The organism is Enterococcus sp. S86.2 (genome assembly GCF_059834485.2).
The window spans coordinates 1,885,362-1,901,887 of record NZ_CM206813.1; the positions used below are offsets into that span (position 1 = coordinate 1,885,362).

At 38.5% G+C, this 16,526-nt stretch carries 19 protein-coding genes; all 19 read right to left on the minus strand.

Annotation, left to right across the window (positions count from 1 at the left end; genetic code table 11):
• Positions 1-3 precede the first annotated feature (3 nt).
• The 19 genes from AC6R0T_RS08860 to smpB all read right to left on the minus strand — a co-directional run bounded on the left by AC6R0T_RS08860 (position 4) and on the right by smpB (position 16,424).
• Positions 4-705 (minus strand): ABC transporter ATP-binding protein, encoded by a 702-nt coding sequence (locus AC6R0T_RS08860; protein WP_206904906.1) that lies wholly within the window; start codon positions 703-705, stop codon positions 4-6.
• Entirely contained in the window at positions 705-1,481 is a 777-nt protein-coding gene (locus AC6R0T_RS08865; RefSeq protein ID WP_230709150.1) for an ABC transporter ATP-binding protein, read from the minus strand. The genes AC6R0T_RS08860 and AC6R0T_RS08865 overlap by 1 nt, the downstream gene beginning before the upstream one ends.
• A complete protein-coding gene (locus AC6R0T_RS08870; protein ID WP_303754696.1) occupies positions 1,462-2,436 on the minus strand; it encodes a branched-chain amino acid ABC transporter permease in 975 nt (324 codons plus the stop codon). Before AC6R0T_RS08870 ends, AC6R0T_RS08865 begins: the two co-directional genes overlap by 20 nt.
• A 9-nt stretch (positions 2,437-2,445) precedes the next feature.
• Positions 2,446-3,324: a branched-chain amino acid ABC transporter permease gene (locus AC6R0T_RS08875; protein WP_206904916.1), complete on the minus strand. Its 879-nt coding sequence runs from the start codon at positions 3,322-3,324 to the stop codon at positions 2,446-2,448.
• Between the two features lie 167 nt (positions 3,325-3,491).
• Complete coding sequence (locus AC6R0T_RS08880; RefSeq protein ID WP_206904919.1) at positions 3,492-4,673, minus strand: ABC transporter substrate-binding protein; 1,182 nt, start codon at positions 4,671-4,673, stop codon at positions 3,492-3,494.
• Between the two features lie 734 nt (positions 4,674-5,407).
• Positions 5,408-5,695 (minus strand): membrane protein insertion efficiency factor YidD, encoded by a 288-nt coding sequence (gene yidD / locus AC6R0T_RS08885; RefSeq protein ID WP_206904922.1) that lies wholly within the window; start codon positions 5,693-5,695, stop codon positions 5,408-5,410.
• Positions 5,696-5,802: 107 nt separating this feature from the next.
• Positions 5,803-6,471, minus strand: a complete 669-nt coding sequence (locus AC6R0T_RS08890) for a 3D domain-containing protein (protein WP_230709161.1) — start codon at positions 6,469-6,471, stop codon at positions 5,803-5,805.
• Positions 6,472-6,978: 507 nt separating this feature from the next.
• Positions 6,979-7,155 carry a DNA-directed RNA polymerase subunit beta gene (locus tag AC6R0T_RS08895; RefSeq protein ID WP_016171500.1) on the minus strand — a complete coding sequence of 59 codons (177 nt, stop codon included), beginning with the start codon at positions 7,153-7,155 and terminating at the stop codon, positions 6,979-6,981.
• Between the two features lie 19 nt (positions 7,156-7,174).
• On the minus strand, positions 7,175-8,473 hold the full coding sequence (gene murA / locus AC6R0T_RS08900; protein ID WP_230709162.1) for a UDP-N-acetylglucosamine 1-carboxyvinyltransferase: 1,299 nt from the start codon (positions 8,471-8,473) through the stop codon (positions 7,175-7,177).
• A 94-nt stretch (positions 8,474-8,567) separates the two neighbouring features.
• A complete protein-coding gene (locus AC6R0T_RS08905; RefSeq protein ID WP_206904931.1) occupies positions 8,568-8,801 on the minus strand; it encodes a DUF1146 family protein in 234 nt (77 codons plus the stop codon).
• A 330-nt stretch (positions 8,802-9,131) separates the two neighbouring features.
• A complete protein-coding gene (locus tag AC6R0T_RS08910; RefSeq protein ID WP_206904934.1) occupies positions 9,132-9,551 on the minus strand; it encodes a F0F1 ATP synthase subunit epsilon in 420 nt (139 codons plus the stop codon).
• 13 nt (positions 9,552-9,564) lie between these two features.
• Positions 9,565-10,971, minus strand: a complete 1,407-nt coding sequence (gene atpD / locus AC6R0T_RS08915; protein WP_206904937.1) for a F0F1 ATP synthase subunit beta — start codon at positions 10,969-10,971, stop codon at positions 9,565-9,567.
• A 29-nt stretch (positions 10,972-11,000) separates the two neighbouring features.
• Positions 11,001-11,903 carry a F0F1 ATP synthase subunit gamma gene (locus tag AC6R0T_RS08920; RefSeq protein ID WP_206904940.1) on the minus strand — a complete coding sequence of 301 codons (903 nt, stop codon included), beginning with the start codon at positions 11,901-11,903 and terminating at the stop codon, positions 11,001-11,003.
• A 14-nt stretch (positions 11,904-11,917) separates the two neighbouring features.
• A complete protein-coding gene (gene atpA / locus AC6R0T_RS08925; protein WP_206904943.1) occupies positions 11,918-13,483 on the minus strand; it encodes a F0F1 ATP synthase subunit alpha in 1,566 nt (521 codons plus the stop codon).
• 23 nt (positions 13,484-13,506) lie between these two features.
• Positions 13,507-14,049 carry an ATP synthase F1 subunit delta gene (atpH, locus tag AC6R0T_RS08930; protein ID WP_206904947.1) on the minus strand — a complete coding sequence of 181 codons (543 nt, stop codon included), beginning with the start codon at positions 14,047-14,049 and terminating at the stop codon, positions 13,507-13,509.
• A complete protein-coding gene (gene atpF / locus AC6R0T_RS08935; protein WP_206904950.1) occupies positions 14,036-14,554 on the minus strand; it encodes a F0F1 ATP synthase subunit B in 519 nt (172 codons plus the stop codon). Before atpF ends, atpH begins: the two co-directional genes overlap by 14 nt.
• 91 nt (positions 14,555-14,645) lie before the next feature.
• Complete coding sequence (gene atpE / locus AC6R0T_RS08940) at positions 14,646-14,861, minus strand: ATP synthase F0 subunit C (protein WP_016171491.1); 216 nt, start codon at positions 14,859-14,861, stop codon at positions 14,646-14,648.
• Between the two features lie 92 nt (positions 14,862-14,953).
• The gene (gene atpB, locus AC6R0T_RS08945; RefSeq protein ID WP_071865630.1) at positions 14,954-15,670 is read right to left on the minus strand and encodes a F0F1 ATP synthase subunit A; all 717 of its coding nucleotides are present in this window, start codon (positions 15,668-15,670) and stop codon (positions 14,954-14,956) included.
• Positions 15,671-15,965: 295 nt separating this feature from the next.
• Positions 15,966-16,424, minus strand: coding sequence for an SsrA-binding protein SmpB (gene smpB, locus AC6R0T_RS08950; RefSeq protein ID WP_206904952.1), 459 nt, complete (start codon positions 16,422-16,424; stop codon positions 15,966-15,968).
• Between the last annotated feature and the right edge of the window lie 102 nt (positions 16,425-16,526).

The window sequence follows — 16,526 nt, forward strand, 5'->3', positions numbered from 1 at the left end:
CTTCTAACCCCCTAAATAAGCTTTTTTCACTTCATCGCTGGCTAATAATGCTTTTCCTGTACCATCTAAAACAACACTGCCAGTTTCCAAGACATACCCGCGGTCTGCAATAGACAAAGCCATTTTAGCATTTTGTTCGATAAGTAAAATCGTCGTACCTTGCTCTTTGATTTCTTCAATAATACTGAAGATTTCTTTAATAAAAATCGGCGCGAGTCCCATTGACGGCTCGTCTAACAAAAGCAATTCAGGTTTTGACATTAAAGCGCGCCCCATAGCCAACATTTGTTGTTCACCACCAGAAAGTGTTGCGGCATCTTGGTTGCGGCGTTCTTTTAAAACCGGAAACTTTTGAAAGACTTGTTCGTAATCTTGTTTTACCTCCCCGTCCTTACGTAAAAATGCACCCATTTCCAAGTTTTCTTGTACTGTTAAACCACTAAAAACATGGCGTCCTTCTGGTACTTGAGATAACCCAGCTGCCACAATTTTTTGTGGCGGCGTTTTGGTAATACTTTGTCCTTTAAAGGTAATTTCACCTTGGCTTGGACGTAATAAACCTGAAATTGTCCGTAAAATTGTTGTTTTTCCAGCACCATTGGCACCGATTAAAGAAACAATCTCCCCTTTATTGACATTAAATGACACATCATGAACCGCTTCAATAACACCGTAATGGACAGTTAAATTTTTAATTTCTAACATTACATATCCCCTCCCAAATACGCTTTTATGACACGGGGATCTTTTTTGATTTTTTCTGGTTCACCTTCAGCAATAATGCGACCATATTCCAAAACATAAATCCGCTGACACACATCCATCACCAAACTCATATCGTGTTCAATTAGCAAAATGGTCAGCTGAAAGTCCTTTTGAATTTTACGGATTAATTCCGTTAATTCGGCTGTCTCTTGCGGATTCATTCCTGCTGCTGGTTCATCTAAAAACAAGATTTTTGGCTCTGTTGCTAGAGCCCGCACAATTTCTAAACGCCGTTGTTCGCCATAGGGCAAGTTTTTAGCTAAAGTCGTTAATTTACTTTCTAAACCAAAAATTGCCAGTAGCTCCACTGCTTTTTGTTTCAGCGCATCTTCATTACGGTAAAATTTCGGCAAACGTAAAATACTTGTAAAAAATCCTTCTTGATGCTTGGCGTTCATCGCAATTAGAACATTATCTAAAACACTTAAGTCTTTAAACAAACGAATATTTTGAAACGTCCGAGATAATCCCATTTTGGCAATGTGGTAAGGCTTAACGCCATTTAACTTTTCAACTTGTCCTTGCGGTGAAAATAACACATCACCGGCACTAGGCTCATAAACACCGGTTAATAAGTTAAATAGTGTCGTTTTTCCTGCACCATTTGGGCCAATCAACCCTACTAATTCATTAGTATCCAACGCCATATTCACATGAGAAACTGCAGCCAGGCCACCAAAGTTTTTCGTCAAATTTTTAACTGTTAATAGAGGCATCTGCATCATCCCCCTTTGTGAATTTTTGCCAAATTTTCTTCACAGAAAATTCCCAAGTTCCCAACAAGCCACTTGGTTTAAAGATCATAATGATAATTAGCGCTAGTGCGTAGACAATCATACGAACATAACCAAAGTCTTGTAAGAACATATTTAAAACGCCCAAGACAATCGCTGAAACGACTGCTCCTGTCGTTGAACCCATCCCGCCAAAAACGACAATAATTAATATATCAATGGATTTCATAAAGCCATAGTCTTTTGGAAAAACCGATTGTTGGTAACCGGCAAATAACGTGCCGGCAATACTAGCCGTAATAGCCCCTAACACAAAGGCAACGACCTTATACTTGGTTGTGTTAACTCCCATCGACTCGGCTGCTATCTCGTCTTCGCGCACAGCTAATGTCGCACGACCGGGACCACTATGAACAAAATTTGCCACGACTAAGATCGTCAATACGGCAAAGACGTAGACCGTCTCCCAAGTGGTAAATTGTAAAATACCAAAAATTCCGGTTGGACCATTGGTGATATCCCGCATGTTAACAATTAAAATACGGATAATTTCTGAAATTCCCAACGTTGCAATCGCCAAATAATCGCCTTTTAATCGCAGTGTTGGAACGCCGACTACTAATGCCACCGCGCCTGAAATCACCATTCCTAATAAGAGGCCAGTAAAAAAGCCGCCATAAGTAGGATTATTAATGGACATAATAGCACCGGAATAAGCACCAATCGCCATAAACCCAGCGTGCCCTAAAGAAAACTGACCAGAAAAACCGATAATCAAATTCAAACCCACAGCCAAAATAATGTTGATACCAATATTGACAATAATCCGGTCAGTAAACATGGTAATTACACCGGTGTTATACAAAACTAACAAAACCACATAGACTAAAGCAGCCAAGCCTAACCAGGTTAAATTGTATTTCAAATTCTTTTTCATCCTGGTCACCTACACTTTCTCTTTAATATTCTTGCCTAAAATTCCTGCCGGCCGAATTAATAAAATCAAAATCAAAACTAAATAAACAATAGCATCTTTAAAATCAGAAAAGCCTAACGCCGTTGCAATTGTCTCAATTAGACCAATCACAAAGCCTCCTAAAGCTGCACCAGGAATAATCCCAATCCCTCCTAATACGGCGGCAACAAAGGATTTCAAACCTGGCGTAACCCCCATCATGGGATCAATCGAGTTATAATAAAGACCAATTAACATCCCGCCAGCAGCCGCTAAAGCTGAGCCCAAGGCAAAGGTAAAAGAAATTGTGCGATTCACATTAATTCCCATTAATTGAGCAGCATCTGGATCAACGCTGACTGCCCGCATCGCTTTTCCCATCTTCGTTTTCTTTACAATTAATTGTAATAAAACCATCAAAATAACTGAGACTGCTAAAATTAAAAGCTGAATATTGCTGACTTTAATAAAACCAAAGCTATATGTTGCTCGTTTAATTACTTGTGGAAAAGCCCGCACATCTGGACTAAAGAAGAAAATCATAACATTTTGCAGTAAATAAGATACTCCAATTGCTGTAATCAAAGCAGCAATTCGAGTTGATTTACGCAACGGACGATATGCCAAGAACTCAATCACTACACCTAATGCCGCACTAGCCGCCATTGAAATCAAAAGGGCTGGGAAAAATCCCAATCCGCCAAGATTAATCAAAAAATAGCCAATAAAACTACCAATCATATAAACTTCACCATGAGCAAAGTTGATTAACTTGATGATTCCATAAACCATTGTGTAGCCCAAGGCCAATAATGCGTATATACTGCCTAAAAATAAGCCGTTTATTAATTGTTGAATCATCGTTTCCATCTCATCACATCCATTTATCTTTTAAAAAAAGGTTGAGATAAAAGTCCCGCTGCAGTAAAAGTATCCCTCATTTATTTTAGAAAGCGCCTGTCTTTTAACAGTATGCTAAAAACAAATGACTGATCGTTTACTACAGCTGTCTTTATCCAACCTTTCAAAGTTCTTATTTACGGATTTACTGTCTCCGCTGAAGTTTCTTTTCCATCTGTTAAGCCCAGGACTACGGCTGATTTTTCAGGGTTATGTTCTTTATCAATTGTCATTTCTCCTGTTACCCCTTTAAAATCTTTCAAGCTTTCTAAACCTTTTTTAATCGCACTTGAATCAGCAGACCCTTCATCTTCAATCGCTTGTTTTACCATATAAACAGCATCATAAGCTAATGCATTAAATGAAGATGGTTCTTTGCCATACTTTTCCTTAAAAGCTTTAATAAAAGGTTCTACCTTGTCTGTTGCCGGAGCTTTCGTTGAGAAGTGACCTGTGTAAAAGACATTTGTGACATTGCTAGCACCAGCTGTTTCTACCAATTTGGCATCACCAAAGCCATCAGCCCCCACAATTGGCGTTTCAATTCCCATTTCCCGCGCTTGTTTGATAATTAAACCAGCTTCTGTGTAGTAGCCTGGAATGTATAAAACGTTGAAGTCTTTGTCTTTGATTTTTGTTAAGACTGCTTGGAAATCTTTGTCACCTTCTGTAAAGTTTTCTTCCGCAACGATTTTGCCTTTGTATTCATCTTTGAAGGCTTTTGTTAAGCCAATACCATAATCACTGGAATTATCACCTAAGATAATCGCTTTATCTGCTTTTAAGTTTTCATGGGCATATTTTGCTAAAATTTTTCCTTGGAAGCTATCTTGGAAACAAGAACGAAAAGCGTAAGCTTGGACTTTATCCCCTTGTTTTGTGATTGCATCATCTGTTCCTGATGGTGTAACTAAAGGTACTTCTGCTTTAGTTGCATTTGGTAATGCAGATTTTACCGCACCAGATGTCGCTGGCCCAATTAGCGCCACAACTTTACTGTTTGTTGTTAGGTTGGTCGCGACAGTTCCTGCTTCATTATTATCTGATTTATTATCTTTTGAGATTAAATCTATTTTTTTGCCGTCAATACCACCATCGGCATTGATTTGCTCGACTGCTAATTCAATACCTTCTTTTTCAGCATTTCCATAGGCTGCCACTGCACCGGATAATTCCATGTTCATTCCGATTTTAATCGTATCGCCTTCTTGTTTATTTCCTCCAGCAGAACCTTCTGTGGCTCCGCCTCCTTTTGGCGCTGCACTACATGCAGATAACAACACTAACCCCGTAAACAAAAATGCAAATTTCTTTTTCATATTATTCCTCCTCTTTTTCTCGGCAAAATTTTTTGATTACACCAAAACTTCTATTTATATACATATTAAATTTACCCAAAGCTTTGGCTAACCAATAAAGTTAAAAATTATGCCTTCTAAAAACAAGCTGTTTTCATAAAATAATCATGACACCGCCATGGACGATGGGATATGTTATAAAATATACTGAAAATTCAGAACAAAGTCAATAAATATTCAGAATATTTCATCAATTATTGCGAAATTATTTTATGTAAGCCTTTTACATATTTCAAAAGCATCGAAAACATGACAAACTAACATAAACATCAGGAACTGCTTTTGTAAAAAAAACAACAAACAAAGTTTTTTATTATCTTCTTTTAATAATTTTATCATTTAATTTCAGTTAAGCCAAACGATATTCTAAGCACGCAACTTATTTTAAACGCTTCAAACCCATTAAAAATCGCTAAAAAAACTGAAGTTTCCTTCATGACCAGAACAGCTAAAATACTTTTTTAGCTAACATGTAATGATAGTCTACTTTCAGATATCCTATAACAAGTGATCTAATACGCTAAACCTGTTTTTGTTATCTGCCAAAAATTCCTTGGTTACTATTTAGCTATAGACAGGTATTCTTTTTTAAGCCATGCATTGCCGGTTGTTTTGCCTTCAATAGAGGAAATTAGCTTTCTTTTGAAACTCTTTAGTTTCGGCAAATAAAAAAACGCCAAGAGAATGGTTAGCTCTTAGCGCGAATGATGGTGATGATGAAGTTGTGTTTTACTTTCTTTTGGTTTATTAGGGTTCCGACGCAAGGAGAAAGTTTCCGGCACATAATCTAGGCCGCCTTTTACAAAAGGATGACAGCGTAATATTCTTGCAGTCCCCATAATACCACCCTTTAAGGCTCCATGTTTTTCTACTGCTTGAATCATATATGACGAACAAGTAGGGTAATAACGACAACTGGGGGGAAATAAAGGAGAGATAAAGCGTTGATACCCCCGTACCAGTCCAATCATTATTTTTTTCATGTAAATTATCCTTTCTGGAAATGATTGCCACTGGCCAAAGCATACGTCAATTTTAAAACTGTTACAAGTAAAAAAGTTCAAGTCACATGAACTTGAACTTTTAACTCCTATCCTAAAATTGTTACTTTCACTTGACGACGTCCCCAAGCTTCACATTGGCCTGCTGTCGAAAAATGAACATCAATAATATTGCCTTGAATTGCTGAACCGGTATCCACAGCGTAAGCTTCGCCATAACCTTCAACATATAAATGCGTTCCTAATGGAATTACACTTGGATCAACAGCTACCGCCATTGGGTTGGCAAGTAAGTTTTGGCCAGTTGCAGTGACAGAACCGCCACCTAAAGCATCCGCTGGATCTGAACTATAGGCTGTGGCTTCCATCATCATTGTTTGACCACTTGGTTGGCTTTCATTTGCTTGCTGCGCTTTTGTTTCTTGTTGGGCAGCTTCTTTTGCTTCTTGTGCTGCCTTTTCTTTTTCAGCTTTTTCTTTTTCGGCTTTTTCCGCTGCGATTTTTTTTGCCTTTTCGGCGGCGGCTTTTTTAGCGGCCTCTTTTGCTTTAATATCTGCTTTGACTAAATCAACAGCTTTATTATTTGTTGTTTCCACTAACAGTGAACTTGATAAATTAGTTGCTTCAGCTTTTGAAACAAGTTCAGTCTGAAGTGTTGGCTGACTAGCCGTTTCATTTTCAGCTGCGTAAACAGGTAACATACTACCTACGGCGATCACAATCGTTGCACTTAAAATTGGTAATAAACGGGTTTGCATTAATCGACACTCCTCAAAAATATAAAAACTCTAATGGTCTAACTTGTACCATTACAATTAAATTGAATTTTTCCACGAGAAGTATCATAGCATCTCTTTTTAGCTGATAGGTTACAAGAGAGTTAAACCTCTTTGACAAGAAAAAAGAAACGCTGCTGTTTTTTGTTACAAACGAAATATTTGTCTTATAAGCATAAAGCAATAAGCAAAAGCCTTGCTACTATAGGCTTTCAAATTATTACAAAAGCGTAATTTTCAATTCAGAAAGTTTTTTTGAAAACGCTTTTATCACAAGTTATAAAATCACGATTACATGAAATTTGGGAAATCGACCCAAAAACCGCTGTTTATTACGTTAGTTTTACAAAAAAGACAAAAAATAAAGCGTTATCAATACTAATTTTCCCCACTGTTGTTTTAAAATAGTTAATTTTTATTAGGAAAATTTCGCCCCTTGGTATGAAACAACACAAAAAAAGTCGACCATATACGGTCGACTAACAGTTTTTATTTCATAAAATCTAAAATATGCGTCCAGAGTCCTGGATAAAAAACTTTTAATGGCATTCCTTCACCAATTCCACCATAGCCAATCATCGTTCCAATAATGAACATAATCATTGCAAGTAAAAGGACAAAAAGAATTTTCACTAAAGTCGTAATAATATAACGATTTAATCTCATCCAGTCACACCTCTATCTTTTAAGCAATTGTAGCAGCACTTTTAGCTGCTTTGTGTTCAATCTCAACACGTTCCACATTACCACCTAGAGCTTGTAATTTTTTGTGGAAGTTGTAATAGCCACGATCTAAATATTTCAAATTACGAACGCGGGTAATGCCGTTTGAACGTAAACCAACTAAGATTAAAGCCGCTGCAGCACGTAAGTCCGTTGCATAAACTAATGCCCCTTGCATTTCATGTCCACCTTCAATGACAGCCACATTGCCATCAATTTTCACATGAGCATTCATACGACGCATTTCTTCTAAATGTTGGAAACGATTTTCAAATACGGTTTCTGTTACGATACTTGTCCCTGGTGCTACCATTTGGATTGCAGTCATTTGAGCTTGCATATCTGTTGGGAAACCTGGGTGAGGCATTGTTTTCACGTCTGTTGGTTTTAATACTTTAGGTCCAATAACGCGAACTCCGCCTTCTTCTTCAATAATTTCAGCACCCATTTCGCTTAATTTAGAAATTAAAGGACGATTATGTTCTGAAATGGCATCTTGAATTAAAACGTTACCTTCTGTCATTGCTGCGGCCACCATGAAAGTTCCAGCTTCAATTCTATCTTGAACGATTGAATGGTTAACTGCGTGCAAATGATCCACGCCTTCAATTCTCATGGTTTCTGTACCAGCACCAAAAATTTGTGCTCCCATTTTATTTAAGACATTCGCAAGATCAACAATTTCAGGTTCACGGGCCACGTTTTCGATGATTGTTGTTCCTTTTGCTTTAACAGCAGCCATCATAATATTTTGCGTAGCACCAACACTTGGAAAGTCCAAGTAAATTGTGTTGCCGTGTAACTCATCGGCAATTGCTTCAATATAACCATCTTTTTGGTTAATTTTAGCACCTAAAGCTTGGAACCCTTTTAGATGTAAGTCAATTGGACGTTTACCAATTGCACAACCACCAGGCATCGCAACTTTAGCATGTCCGTTACGCGCCAATAATGGTCCCATAACAACAATAGATGCCCGCATTTGGCTGACTAATTCATAAGGTGCTTCAATTTCTAATTGACGAGAAGCATTGATCGTCACTTCGTTTGCAGCTTCATTAAAATCTACGTCCACATTTAAGTGCCGAATAACTTCATTCATTGTTAAAACGTCAGATAGAATTGGCACATTACGTAAAGTAGTAGTCCCTTCTTCTGCTAATAGACTTGCAGCTAAGATTGGTAAAACGGCATTTTTTGCGCCTTCAATTTTGACAGTACCTTTTAATTGATTACCACTTTGAACGATAATCTCTTCCATAAAATTCCCTCCAGAAAATAGCCTGAATGCTTCTGCACTCAAAATCTGTTTTATTATACCATAACTTTTTCATAAAGTACGTTTTTTGTATTCGTTAGACAATTGAAAGAAAAGTATTCTTCAATAAATTCAGGATTTCCAAGAAAAAGCTACTTGTCAGATAGCCCAAGCTAATGGCTAACATCAAAATAACAATCCTGATTTGCGCCGTCTGAAACGATTTGAAAAGTGTATCCAATCGTAAAGACCGCAATCCCCAAAAGGCTAAGTAAACAAATGCAAAGTGACTGATAATCCGTACAATTGCATCGACACCATATACTTGCATCCTTCTTCCTCCTGAGTAAAAAATTCAACACTCCCATAGTACCACAAATAGTAACTTAAAAAAACAGAAATATTTTAAAAATCTTTAAAGCGTTTTTTAAAAGTCTCTTTTATAATTTTAGCTTATTTTGCTTTTCCTGCAAAACAAAAAGGTCGAAAGTATGACAAAACAAAATAACACTTTGTAAAATGTATCCGTAAAACGTATTTTTTATTTTACGCTATGTAAAAAATAGACTGCGATAAATTTTTATCACAGTCTATTTACAGATAAATGGTGTCCTCACAATTTGCTACCAAGTATAAAATTGTGGTTAGGCATCATTGCTTATTATTGATGTTTTGAAACATTAATCCGATTAATAGCTCGATGCAAAGCAACAGTCGCTCGGCGTAAAGAATCGACATCTTCTTTTTCCCGTGCTTCTTCAATCATACGTTCAGCCCGTTGTTTGGCGCGTTCAGCCCGAGAAACATCGATATCACGTTCCCGCTCAGCGCTATCGGCAATAATGGAGACCACATTATCTCGCACTTCCATAATGCCGCCGTTAACCGCAATCCAGTCAACATGGGTATCAGAATCGGTACGTTTTACCCGAACTTCATCAATTGCTAAAGGTGTAATAATCGGTGCGTGTTTTGGTAAAATACCAATTTCACCAGCCGTTGTGTTGGCAACAACGATTTTAGCGTGGTGATCATAAACTAAACCATTAGGTGTTACCACATTTACAGTTAAGTATTCCATGGTGCACCCCTTTCTAGTAGCCTAGTTTTTTCGCTTTTTCCACCGCTTCTTCAATTGTACCGACATTACGGAAGGCTTCTTCTGGTAATTCATCGTGCTTCCCATCTAAAATTTCTTTGAAGCCTTTAATTGTTTCGGCAACGGGTACATAAGAACCCGGTTGTCCGGTAAATTGTTCGGCAACGTGGAAGTTTTGTGATAAGAAAAATTGAATTCGGCGCGCTCTAGCGACCAAGACTTTTTCTTCATCTGACAATTCATCCATCCCTAAGATGGCGATAATATCTTGTAATTCACGGTAACGTTGCAAGACATGTTGGACTTCACTGGCTACTTCATAGTGAACTTCACCAACAATTTCTGGTGCTAAAGCACTAGAAGATGATGCAAGGGGATCGACCGCTGGATAAATCCCTTGTTCTGTTAATTTACGTTCCAAGTTGGTTGTTGCATCTAAGTGAGCAAATGCTGTTGCTGGCGCAGGGTCAGTGTAGTCATCGGCTGGTACATAGATCGCTTGAATAGACGTAATAGAACCTTTTTTCGTTGAAGTAATCCGTTCTTGCAGTTGTCCCATTTCAGTTGCTAGTGTTGGTTGATAACCAACAGCAGATGGCATCCGACCTAACAAGGCAGATACTTCTGAGCCGGCTTGCGTAAAACGGAAAATATTATCGATAAAGAGCAATACGTCTTGACCTTCTACATCACGGAAGTATTCCGCAATTGTTAAACCAGTCAACGCAACCCGCATCCGGGCACCTGGTGGCTCATTCATTTGGCCAAAGACCATGGCAGTTTTTTCAATAACGCCAGACTCTTTCATTTCATAATACAAGTCATTACCTTCACGGGTACGTTCACCAACACCGGTAAAAACAGAAATCCCGCCGTGTTCTTGGGCAATATTATGAATTAATTCTTGGATTAAAACGGTTTTACCAACACCGGCACCACCGAACAACCCAACTTTACCACCTTTTAAGTAAGGGGCTAGTAAGTCGATAACTTTAATCCCAGTTTCCAAAATTTCTGTACTAGTGCTTAATTCATCAAAATCAGGTGCTTTTTTATGGATACCACTACGTTTAGCATCAGCTGGAAAAGGTGCTTCCAAGTCGATTGTATCCCCCAAAACGTTAAATACACGACCTAAAGTATCTTTACCTACTGGCACAGAGATTGAGCTGCCAGTGTCGACAACTTCCATTCCCCGCTGCAAACCATCGGTAGACTCCATGGCGATAGTTCGAATTACACCATCACCTAGTTCCAAGGCAGCTTCTAATACAATCTTGGTTTTTTGCTCGTCGTTTTTATAGACAACCAAGGCATTGTTAATGTCTGGTAATGATTGATCTAAAGAAAATTCCACGTCAACAACGGGACCGATTACTTGAACAATCTTGCCTGAACTCATCTGTTTTCCTCCATTCACTCACGAAATCATTAATCGAGTGCCGAAGCTCCCGCTACAATTTCGGTAATTTCTTGGGTAATTGCCCCTTGACGTGCGCGATTATAAGAAATCGTCAAATCACCGATAATATTTTTCGCATTGTCTGTTGCTGTCTTCATAGCTGTCATTCCGGCTGCATGTTCAGCGGTTTTCGCATCAACAATTGCACCGTAAATTAAACTTTCAGCATATTGTGGTAACAAGTGATCTAGAATTTCTTCTTTGGAAGGTTCAAACAAATATTCTTGTTCATAACTTTCCGCTTCTTCTGGATCCAAGTCAACAATTGGCAACATTTTTTCAACTCGAAACTGACTCGTTAATGAATTAATATGGTGATTGTAGCACACATATAATTCATCAAAGACTTCATTTTGATACATTGTTGTTGCCATGGTAACGATTTTACGAACCTCTTCAAAACTTGGTTGGTCAGACAAATTACGCAATTCATATGCCAAATTAATTCCCCGTGCTTTAAAAAAGTCAGCTCCTGTCGCGCCAATAGCTACCATCACGTATTCATCGGCTGATTGGTGGTCTTCTTTTAACATCGACATCATTTGTTTTAAAATTGAACTATTGTAGCCACCAACTAAACCACCATCAGAGGTAATCACGATGTAGCCGGTTTTTTTAACCGGACGGCTAATCAGCATGCTATTGTAATTCACCCCATCTTGTGGGCCGGCAGAATAAATATCATTTAACTGTTGTGCAGTCAAATGCGTTACTACTTCCCGAACTTTTGAGGCATAAATTTGAAACTGTTTTGAGTGAGCTTCAGACTTGGTCAATTTAGCCGCCGATACCATTTGCATGGCGTTGGTGATTTGACTGGTTTTCTTCGTTGAAGCAATCCGTTGCTTAATCTCGTTTAAGGAAGCTCCCATTTATCTCACCTCTTTTAAGAACGTTCGTTTTCGATTGAAGCGACAGTTTCTTTGGCAGAACCGCTACTACTATTGCCGGCAGCCATAAAGATATCTTTTGCTTCTTTAATTGCTGCATCCACTTGATCTTCAGCCGGTAAATCTTTGGTTGTACGAATAGTTTCAAAGATATCAGCATGGTTTGCATCAATATACTCAAACAAGTTTTCTTCAAAATCCAAGACACGGTTAACTGGGATACTGTCAATAAAACCGTGGGTTAAGGCATATAAGATGATAACTTGTTTTTCAACAGCTAATGGTGCATGTAATTTTTGTTTCAAAATTTCTACGGTACGGCGACCACGATTTAGTTTTGCTTGGGTCGCTTGGTCCAAATCAGAACCAAACTGTGTAAAGGCTTCTAGTTCACGATAACTAGCTAAGTCCAAACGGAGCGTTCCCGCAACTTTTTTCATTGCTTTAATTTGAGCAGAGCCCCCAACCCGTGACACTGATAAACCAGCGTCAATAGCAGGTCGCACACCAGAATAGAACAAATCATTTTCTAAGAAAATTTGTCCATCGGTGATTGAAATCACATTGGTTGGGATATAAGCAGAGATATCTCCGGCTTGCGTTTCCACAAATGGTAACGCGGTCATTGAACCGCCACCTAATTCATCAGAAAGTTTGGCCGCCCGTTCCAATAGACGAGAGTGCAAATAGAAAACATCCCCTGGATAAGCTTCACGACCTGGTGGACGACGTAATAGTAAAGAGAGTTCACGATAGGCAACAGCTTGTTTTGATAAGTCATCAAAAACAATTAATACGTGTTTGCCGTTATACATGAATTCTTCACCCATAGCCGTACCAGCATACGGTGCGATGTATAGTAATGGAGCTGGTTGTGATGCCCCAGCAGAAACAACGATTGTATAATCTAAGGCACCATATTTACGTAATGTTTCCACTTGTGCACGAACTGTTGAATCTTTTTGTCCAATTGCCACGTAAATACAAATCATATCTTGACCTTTTTGGTTGATAATTGTATCAATCGCAATGGATGTTTTACCGGTTTTTCGATCCCCGATAACAAGTTCCCGTTGACCACGACCAATTGGCACTAAAGCATCAATGGCTTTTAACCCAGTTTGCATAGGTTCAGAAACGGATTGTCGTTGCATAACACCTGGTGCTAATGTTTCCACTGGGCGTGTTTTATTGGTATCAATTGCACCTAGACCGTCGATTGGTTGACCTAATGGATTTACAACCCGACCAATTAAAGCATCCCCAACTGGTACTTCCATAATTTTCCCAGTACGTTTTACTTTATCGCCTTCGCGGATGGTCTCAAAGTCGCCTAAGATGATAATCCCGACGTCGTTTGTTTCTAAGTTTTGCGCCATCCCAAATGAACCATTGGAAAATTCTAGCAATTCACCACTCATGGCATTTTCCAAACCGTGAGCCCGGGCAATCCCGTCACCAACGTAAGTTACAGTCCCAATTTCTTCGACTGCTAGTTCACTCTGGTAATTTTTAATTTGTTCTTTAATCAGAGCACTGATTTCTTCTGCTTTGATGGCCATTTGTTTCACCTCTTTAATTAAACTTATCTACCAATCATCGATCGTAGTTGTTCTAATCGGCTTTTTACACTGCCGTCAATTACTTGATGGTTGGCTTCCACCACGACCCCGCCTAAAATATTGGGATCAACTTTTTCAACCAAATTTGCTTTTTTATAGCCCAATAAGCTGGCAATTTTTTCTTCTAATTGTCCTTTTTGCTCACTAGACAAAGTCACGGCGGTTGTCACCGTACCCAAAACTAGGCTTTGGGCTTCATCATAACGGCGTTCATATTCATCGATGATTAAAATTAAATCATCCATGCGATTATAACGGAAAACAACTTCTAAAAAGTTTTTGGTGATTCCGTCAAATTCGGAAACGATTTTGTCCATTAAAGCGCGTTTTGCTCCTAAGTTCAAACGAACATCACTCAGCATATTACCAAGATCAGGAATTGCTTCATAAACGTTTTTCAAACTAAGCAAATCTTGGTAGACAGCATCGGTAACCCGTTCTTCTGCCGCCAGCTCAAACAACGCTTTACCGTAGCGTTTGCCTACCGTGTATTTATCGAGTTTCATGGTTGCCCAATCCTTCAATATAGTGATTAATTAATGCTTCATGGGCTTCTGGCGATAGCTCTTTGTTCAAGATTTTTTCGGCAATTTGTAAAGAAAGTTCAGCTACATCGTCTTTAACACTTGTCATTGCAGCATCTCTTTCCATGGAAATATCACTTTTTGCCTTATCTTTCAAACGAGATACCTCTTCTTTGGTTTCGTTTAAAATATTTTGACGGCTGAGCTCGCCGCTGTCTTTAGCATTTTTGATGATTTCAGCTGCTTCGCTTTTGGAAGACATCAATTGAGTTTGACGTTCTTGTTCAAGCTTAGCTGCTTTAGTCCGGGATTGTTCAGCGGAATCTAAATCGTTAGCAATTTTATCTTCCCGTTTTTTCATCATGTCTGAAATTGCGCCCCAAGCAAAGTGCTTTAAAAGTGCAACTAACAATAAGAAAGAACCGGATACAACGACGATACTACTGATAGTTGTATTCCCGACTTCTGCTAATACAATATTTAGCATAAGCGTAAGCTCCTTTTCTACTATTTAAGGTTGCCGTATCATGGCAAAAAAGCAAAAACAGTTTGCATCCGTTTCTGCTTTTCTCGTGGTTTTAGCCCATGAACACAAGTAACAAAGCAATAACCACACCTAAAATAGGCACAGCTTCTACTAACGCAACCCCGATGAACATTGTGGAACGTAATTGACCAGACATTTCTGGTTGGCGTGCCATAGATTCGATAGTTTGTGAGATAACTTTCCCGTTACCATAACCAGCTCCGATAGCTGCCCCGACGATTGCGATACCTGCTGCGATAAAGTTCATAATTTTTTTCCTCCTAAATTATAAAGTTGAGACGACCGGATAAATGTTTTTTGCATTTTGTCGTCAAACCAGTTGATAAATGTCTTTTGAATCTACTCTTCTGTTTCCAATTTGTGACCCATAAATACCATGGATAAGGTGACAAATACGTACGCTTGGATGGCGCCTATAAATAATGAGAAGCCAATCCAAATCATCTCTAATGGAATAACTACAGGAAGTGTTAGCCAGCCAACATTGTTTAACATGTCAACAATTAAGCCAAGCAAAACTTCACCGGCGAAAATATTCCCGTAAAGACGTAAACCCAGGGTAATGATGTTGGTAAATTCTTCGATGATTTTAATTGGTAGCAAAAAGGCCACGGGTTGTAAAAATGATACTTTAAAGTAACCTTTCAACCCAAATTTTTGCACCCCGAAGAAATGGGTCATCGCAATCATCATCAATGCCAATGTCAATGTCACAAAGGGATCCGCGGTTGGACTTTTCCAAAAAGTTGTTTCACCGACAACAATTTTCGTCACAAGACCAATCTCATTGGCGACAAAAACAAATAGAAACAAGGCAAATGATAATAAATGGAAGTTGTTCACTTCGTTACTTGGGAGGTTATCTCCTAAGATACCGCGAACGAAATCAATTACCCACTCAATAAAGTTTTGTTTGCCCTTTGGTTTTAACTGTAAATTCCGTGTACAAACAAAAACTAGTGTAAAGACAATAACACACGTGATAAGTGTCATTAAAAGGATGGTGCCATCAAACCAGATGGGACCAATATTGAAAACGAGTGGTTTTTCTTTCAATATTTCTCACCTCTTTTCATACGTATGCTCCAGCTAAAAAAGCTGGTAAATAAGTGCTGCTAATGCTTTTGGCATGATAACCAATGGGTATCATACCACCACGGATAGAAAATTTCAAAAGATTTTCAGTAAGATTTGACAGTTTTAGCAAAATGACTAATAGAAATGTGTAATACCTATAATCAGTAAAACGAATCATTAACTAAAAAAGCGAAATTTGACACACCGTCTGAGTAAATGCTATCAAAAAGACCCAACTTTATAAAGCAATAGCCCCTGTTAAATGCAAATTTCTTCAATAGTTTTTTAAAACGCGGCTTATTTGTCTTTCTTGATCCTTACGTTTTAATGTTTCACGTTTATCATACTCTTTTTTCCCCTTAGCAAGGCCAATTAAGACTTTGGCAAAACCGTCTTTTAAGTAGACTTTAAGCGGGACTACGGTCATCCCGGCACTTTTCATTTCACCATATAAACGATCAATTTGTTTACGGTGTAATAAAAGTTTTCGTGTCCGCAGTGGATCATGATTGAATAAATTGCCTTGTTCATAAGGTGAGATGTGGACATTGTATAAGAATGCTTCCCCATTGCGAACACGAACAAAACCATCTTTTAAATTAATGCGGGCATTGCGGATTGACTTAATTTCTGTCCCTTGTAAAACAATCCCAGCTTCTAACGTATCAATAATTGTATAGTCGTGGCGGGCTTTTTTATTTTGAGCGATCAATTTACCTTCGCCTTTTGGCATATAAGCCACCTCCTGTGCTTTTTTATTTATAAAGGCCGCTAAAATTTCCCCAAGAAAAAACATTGATCTGACTGCCTTAGCACTGTCAGAGCTTTCTAACAA

Coding starts and splice junctions, on each gene's coding strand:
- AC6R0T_RS08860 (WP_206904906.1), bottom strand. CDS start 705: ATGTTAGAAATTAAAAATTTAACTGTCCATTACGGTGTTATTGAAGCG.
- AC6R0T_RS08865 (WP_230709150.1), bottom strand. CDS start 1,481: ATGCCTCTATTAACAGTTAAAAATTTGACGAAAAACTTTGGTGGCCTG.
- AC6R0T_RS08870 (WP_303754696.1), bottom strand. CDS start 2,436: ATGAAAAAGAATTTGAAATACAATTTAACCTGGTTAGGCTTGGCTGCT.
- AC6R0T_RS08875 (WP_206904916.1), bottom strand. CDS start 3,324: ATGGAAACGATGATTCAACAATTAATAAACGGCTTATTTTTAGGCAGT.
- AC6R0T_RS08880 (WP_206904919.1), bottom strand. CDS start 4,673: ATGAAAAAGAAATTTGCATTTTTGTTTACGGGGTTAGTGTTGTTATCT.
- yidD (WP_206904922.1), bottom strand. CDS start 5,695: ATGAAAAAAATAATGATTGGACTGGTACGGGGGTATCAACGCTTTATC.
- AC6R0T_RS08890 (WP_230709161.1), bottom strand. CDS start 6,471: ATGCAAACCCGTTTATTACCAATTTTAAGTGCAACGATTGTGATCGCC.
- AC6R0T_RS08895 (WP_016171500.1), bottom strand. CDS start 7,155: ATGAGATTAAATCGTTATATTATTACGACTTTAGTGAAAATTCTTTTT.
- murA (WP_230709162.1), bottom strand. CDS start 8,473: ATGGAAGAGATTATCGTTCAAAGTGGTAATCAATTAAAAGGTACTGTC.
- AC6R0T_RS08905 (WP_206904931.1), bottom strand. CDS start 8,801: ATGCAAGTATATGGTGTCGATGCAATTGTACGGATTATCAGTCACTTT.
- AC6R0T_RS08910 (WP_206904934.1), bottom strand. CDS start 9,551: ATGGAATACTTAACTGTAAATGTGGTAACACCTAATGGTTTAGTTTAT.
- atpD (WP_206904937.1), bottom strand. CDS start 10,971: ATGAGTTCAGGCAAGATTGTTCAAGTAATCGGTCCCGTTGTTGACGTG.
- AC6R0T_RS08920 (WP_206904940.1), bottom strand. CDS start 11,903: ATGGGAGCTTCCTTAAACGAGATTAAGCAACGGATTGCTTCAACGAAG.
- atpA (WP_206904943.1), bottom strand. CDS start 13,483: ATGGCCATCAAAGCAGAAGAAATCAGTGCTCTGATTAAAGAACAAATT.
- atpH (WP_206904947.1), bottom strand. CDS start 14,049: ATGAAACTCGATAAATACACGGTAGGCAAACGCTACGGTAAAGCGTTG.
- atpF (WP_206904950.1), bottom strand. CDS start 14,554: ATGCTAAATATTGTATTAGCAGAAGTCGGGAATACAACTATCAGTAGT.
- atpE (WP_016171491.1), bottom strand. CDS start 14,861: ATGAACTTTATCGCAGCAGGTATCGCAATCGTCGGGGCAGCTATCGGA.
- smpB (WP_206904952.1), bottom strand. CDS start 16,424: ATGCCAAAAGGCGAAGGTAAATTGATCGCTCAAAATAAAAAAGCCCGC.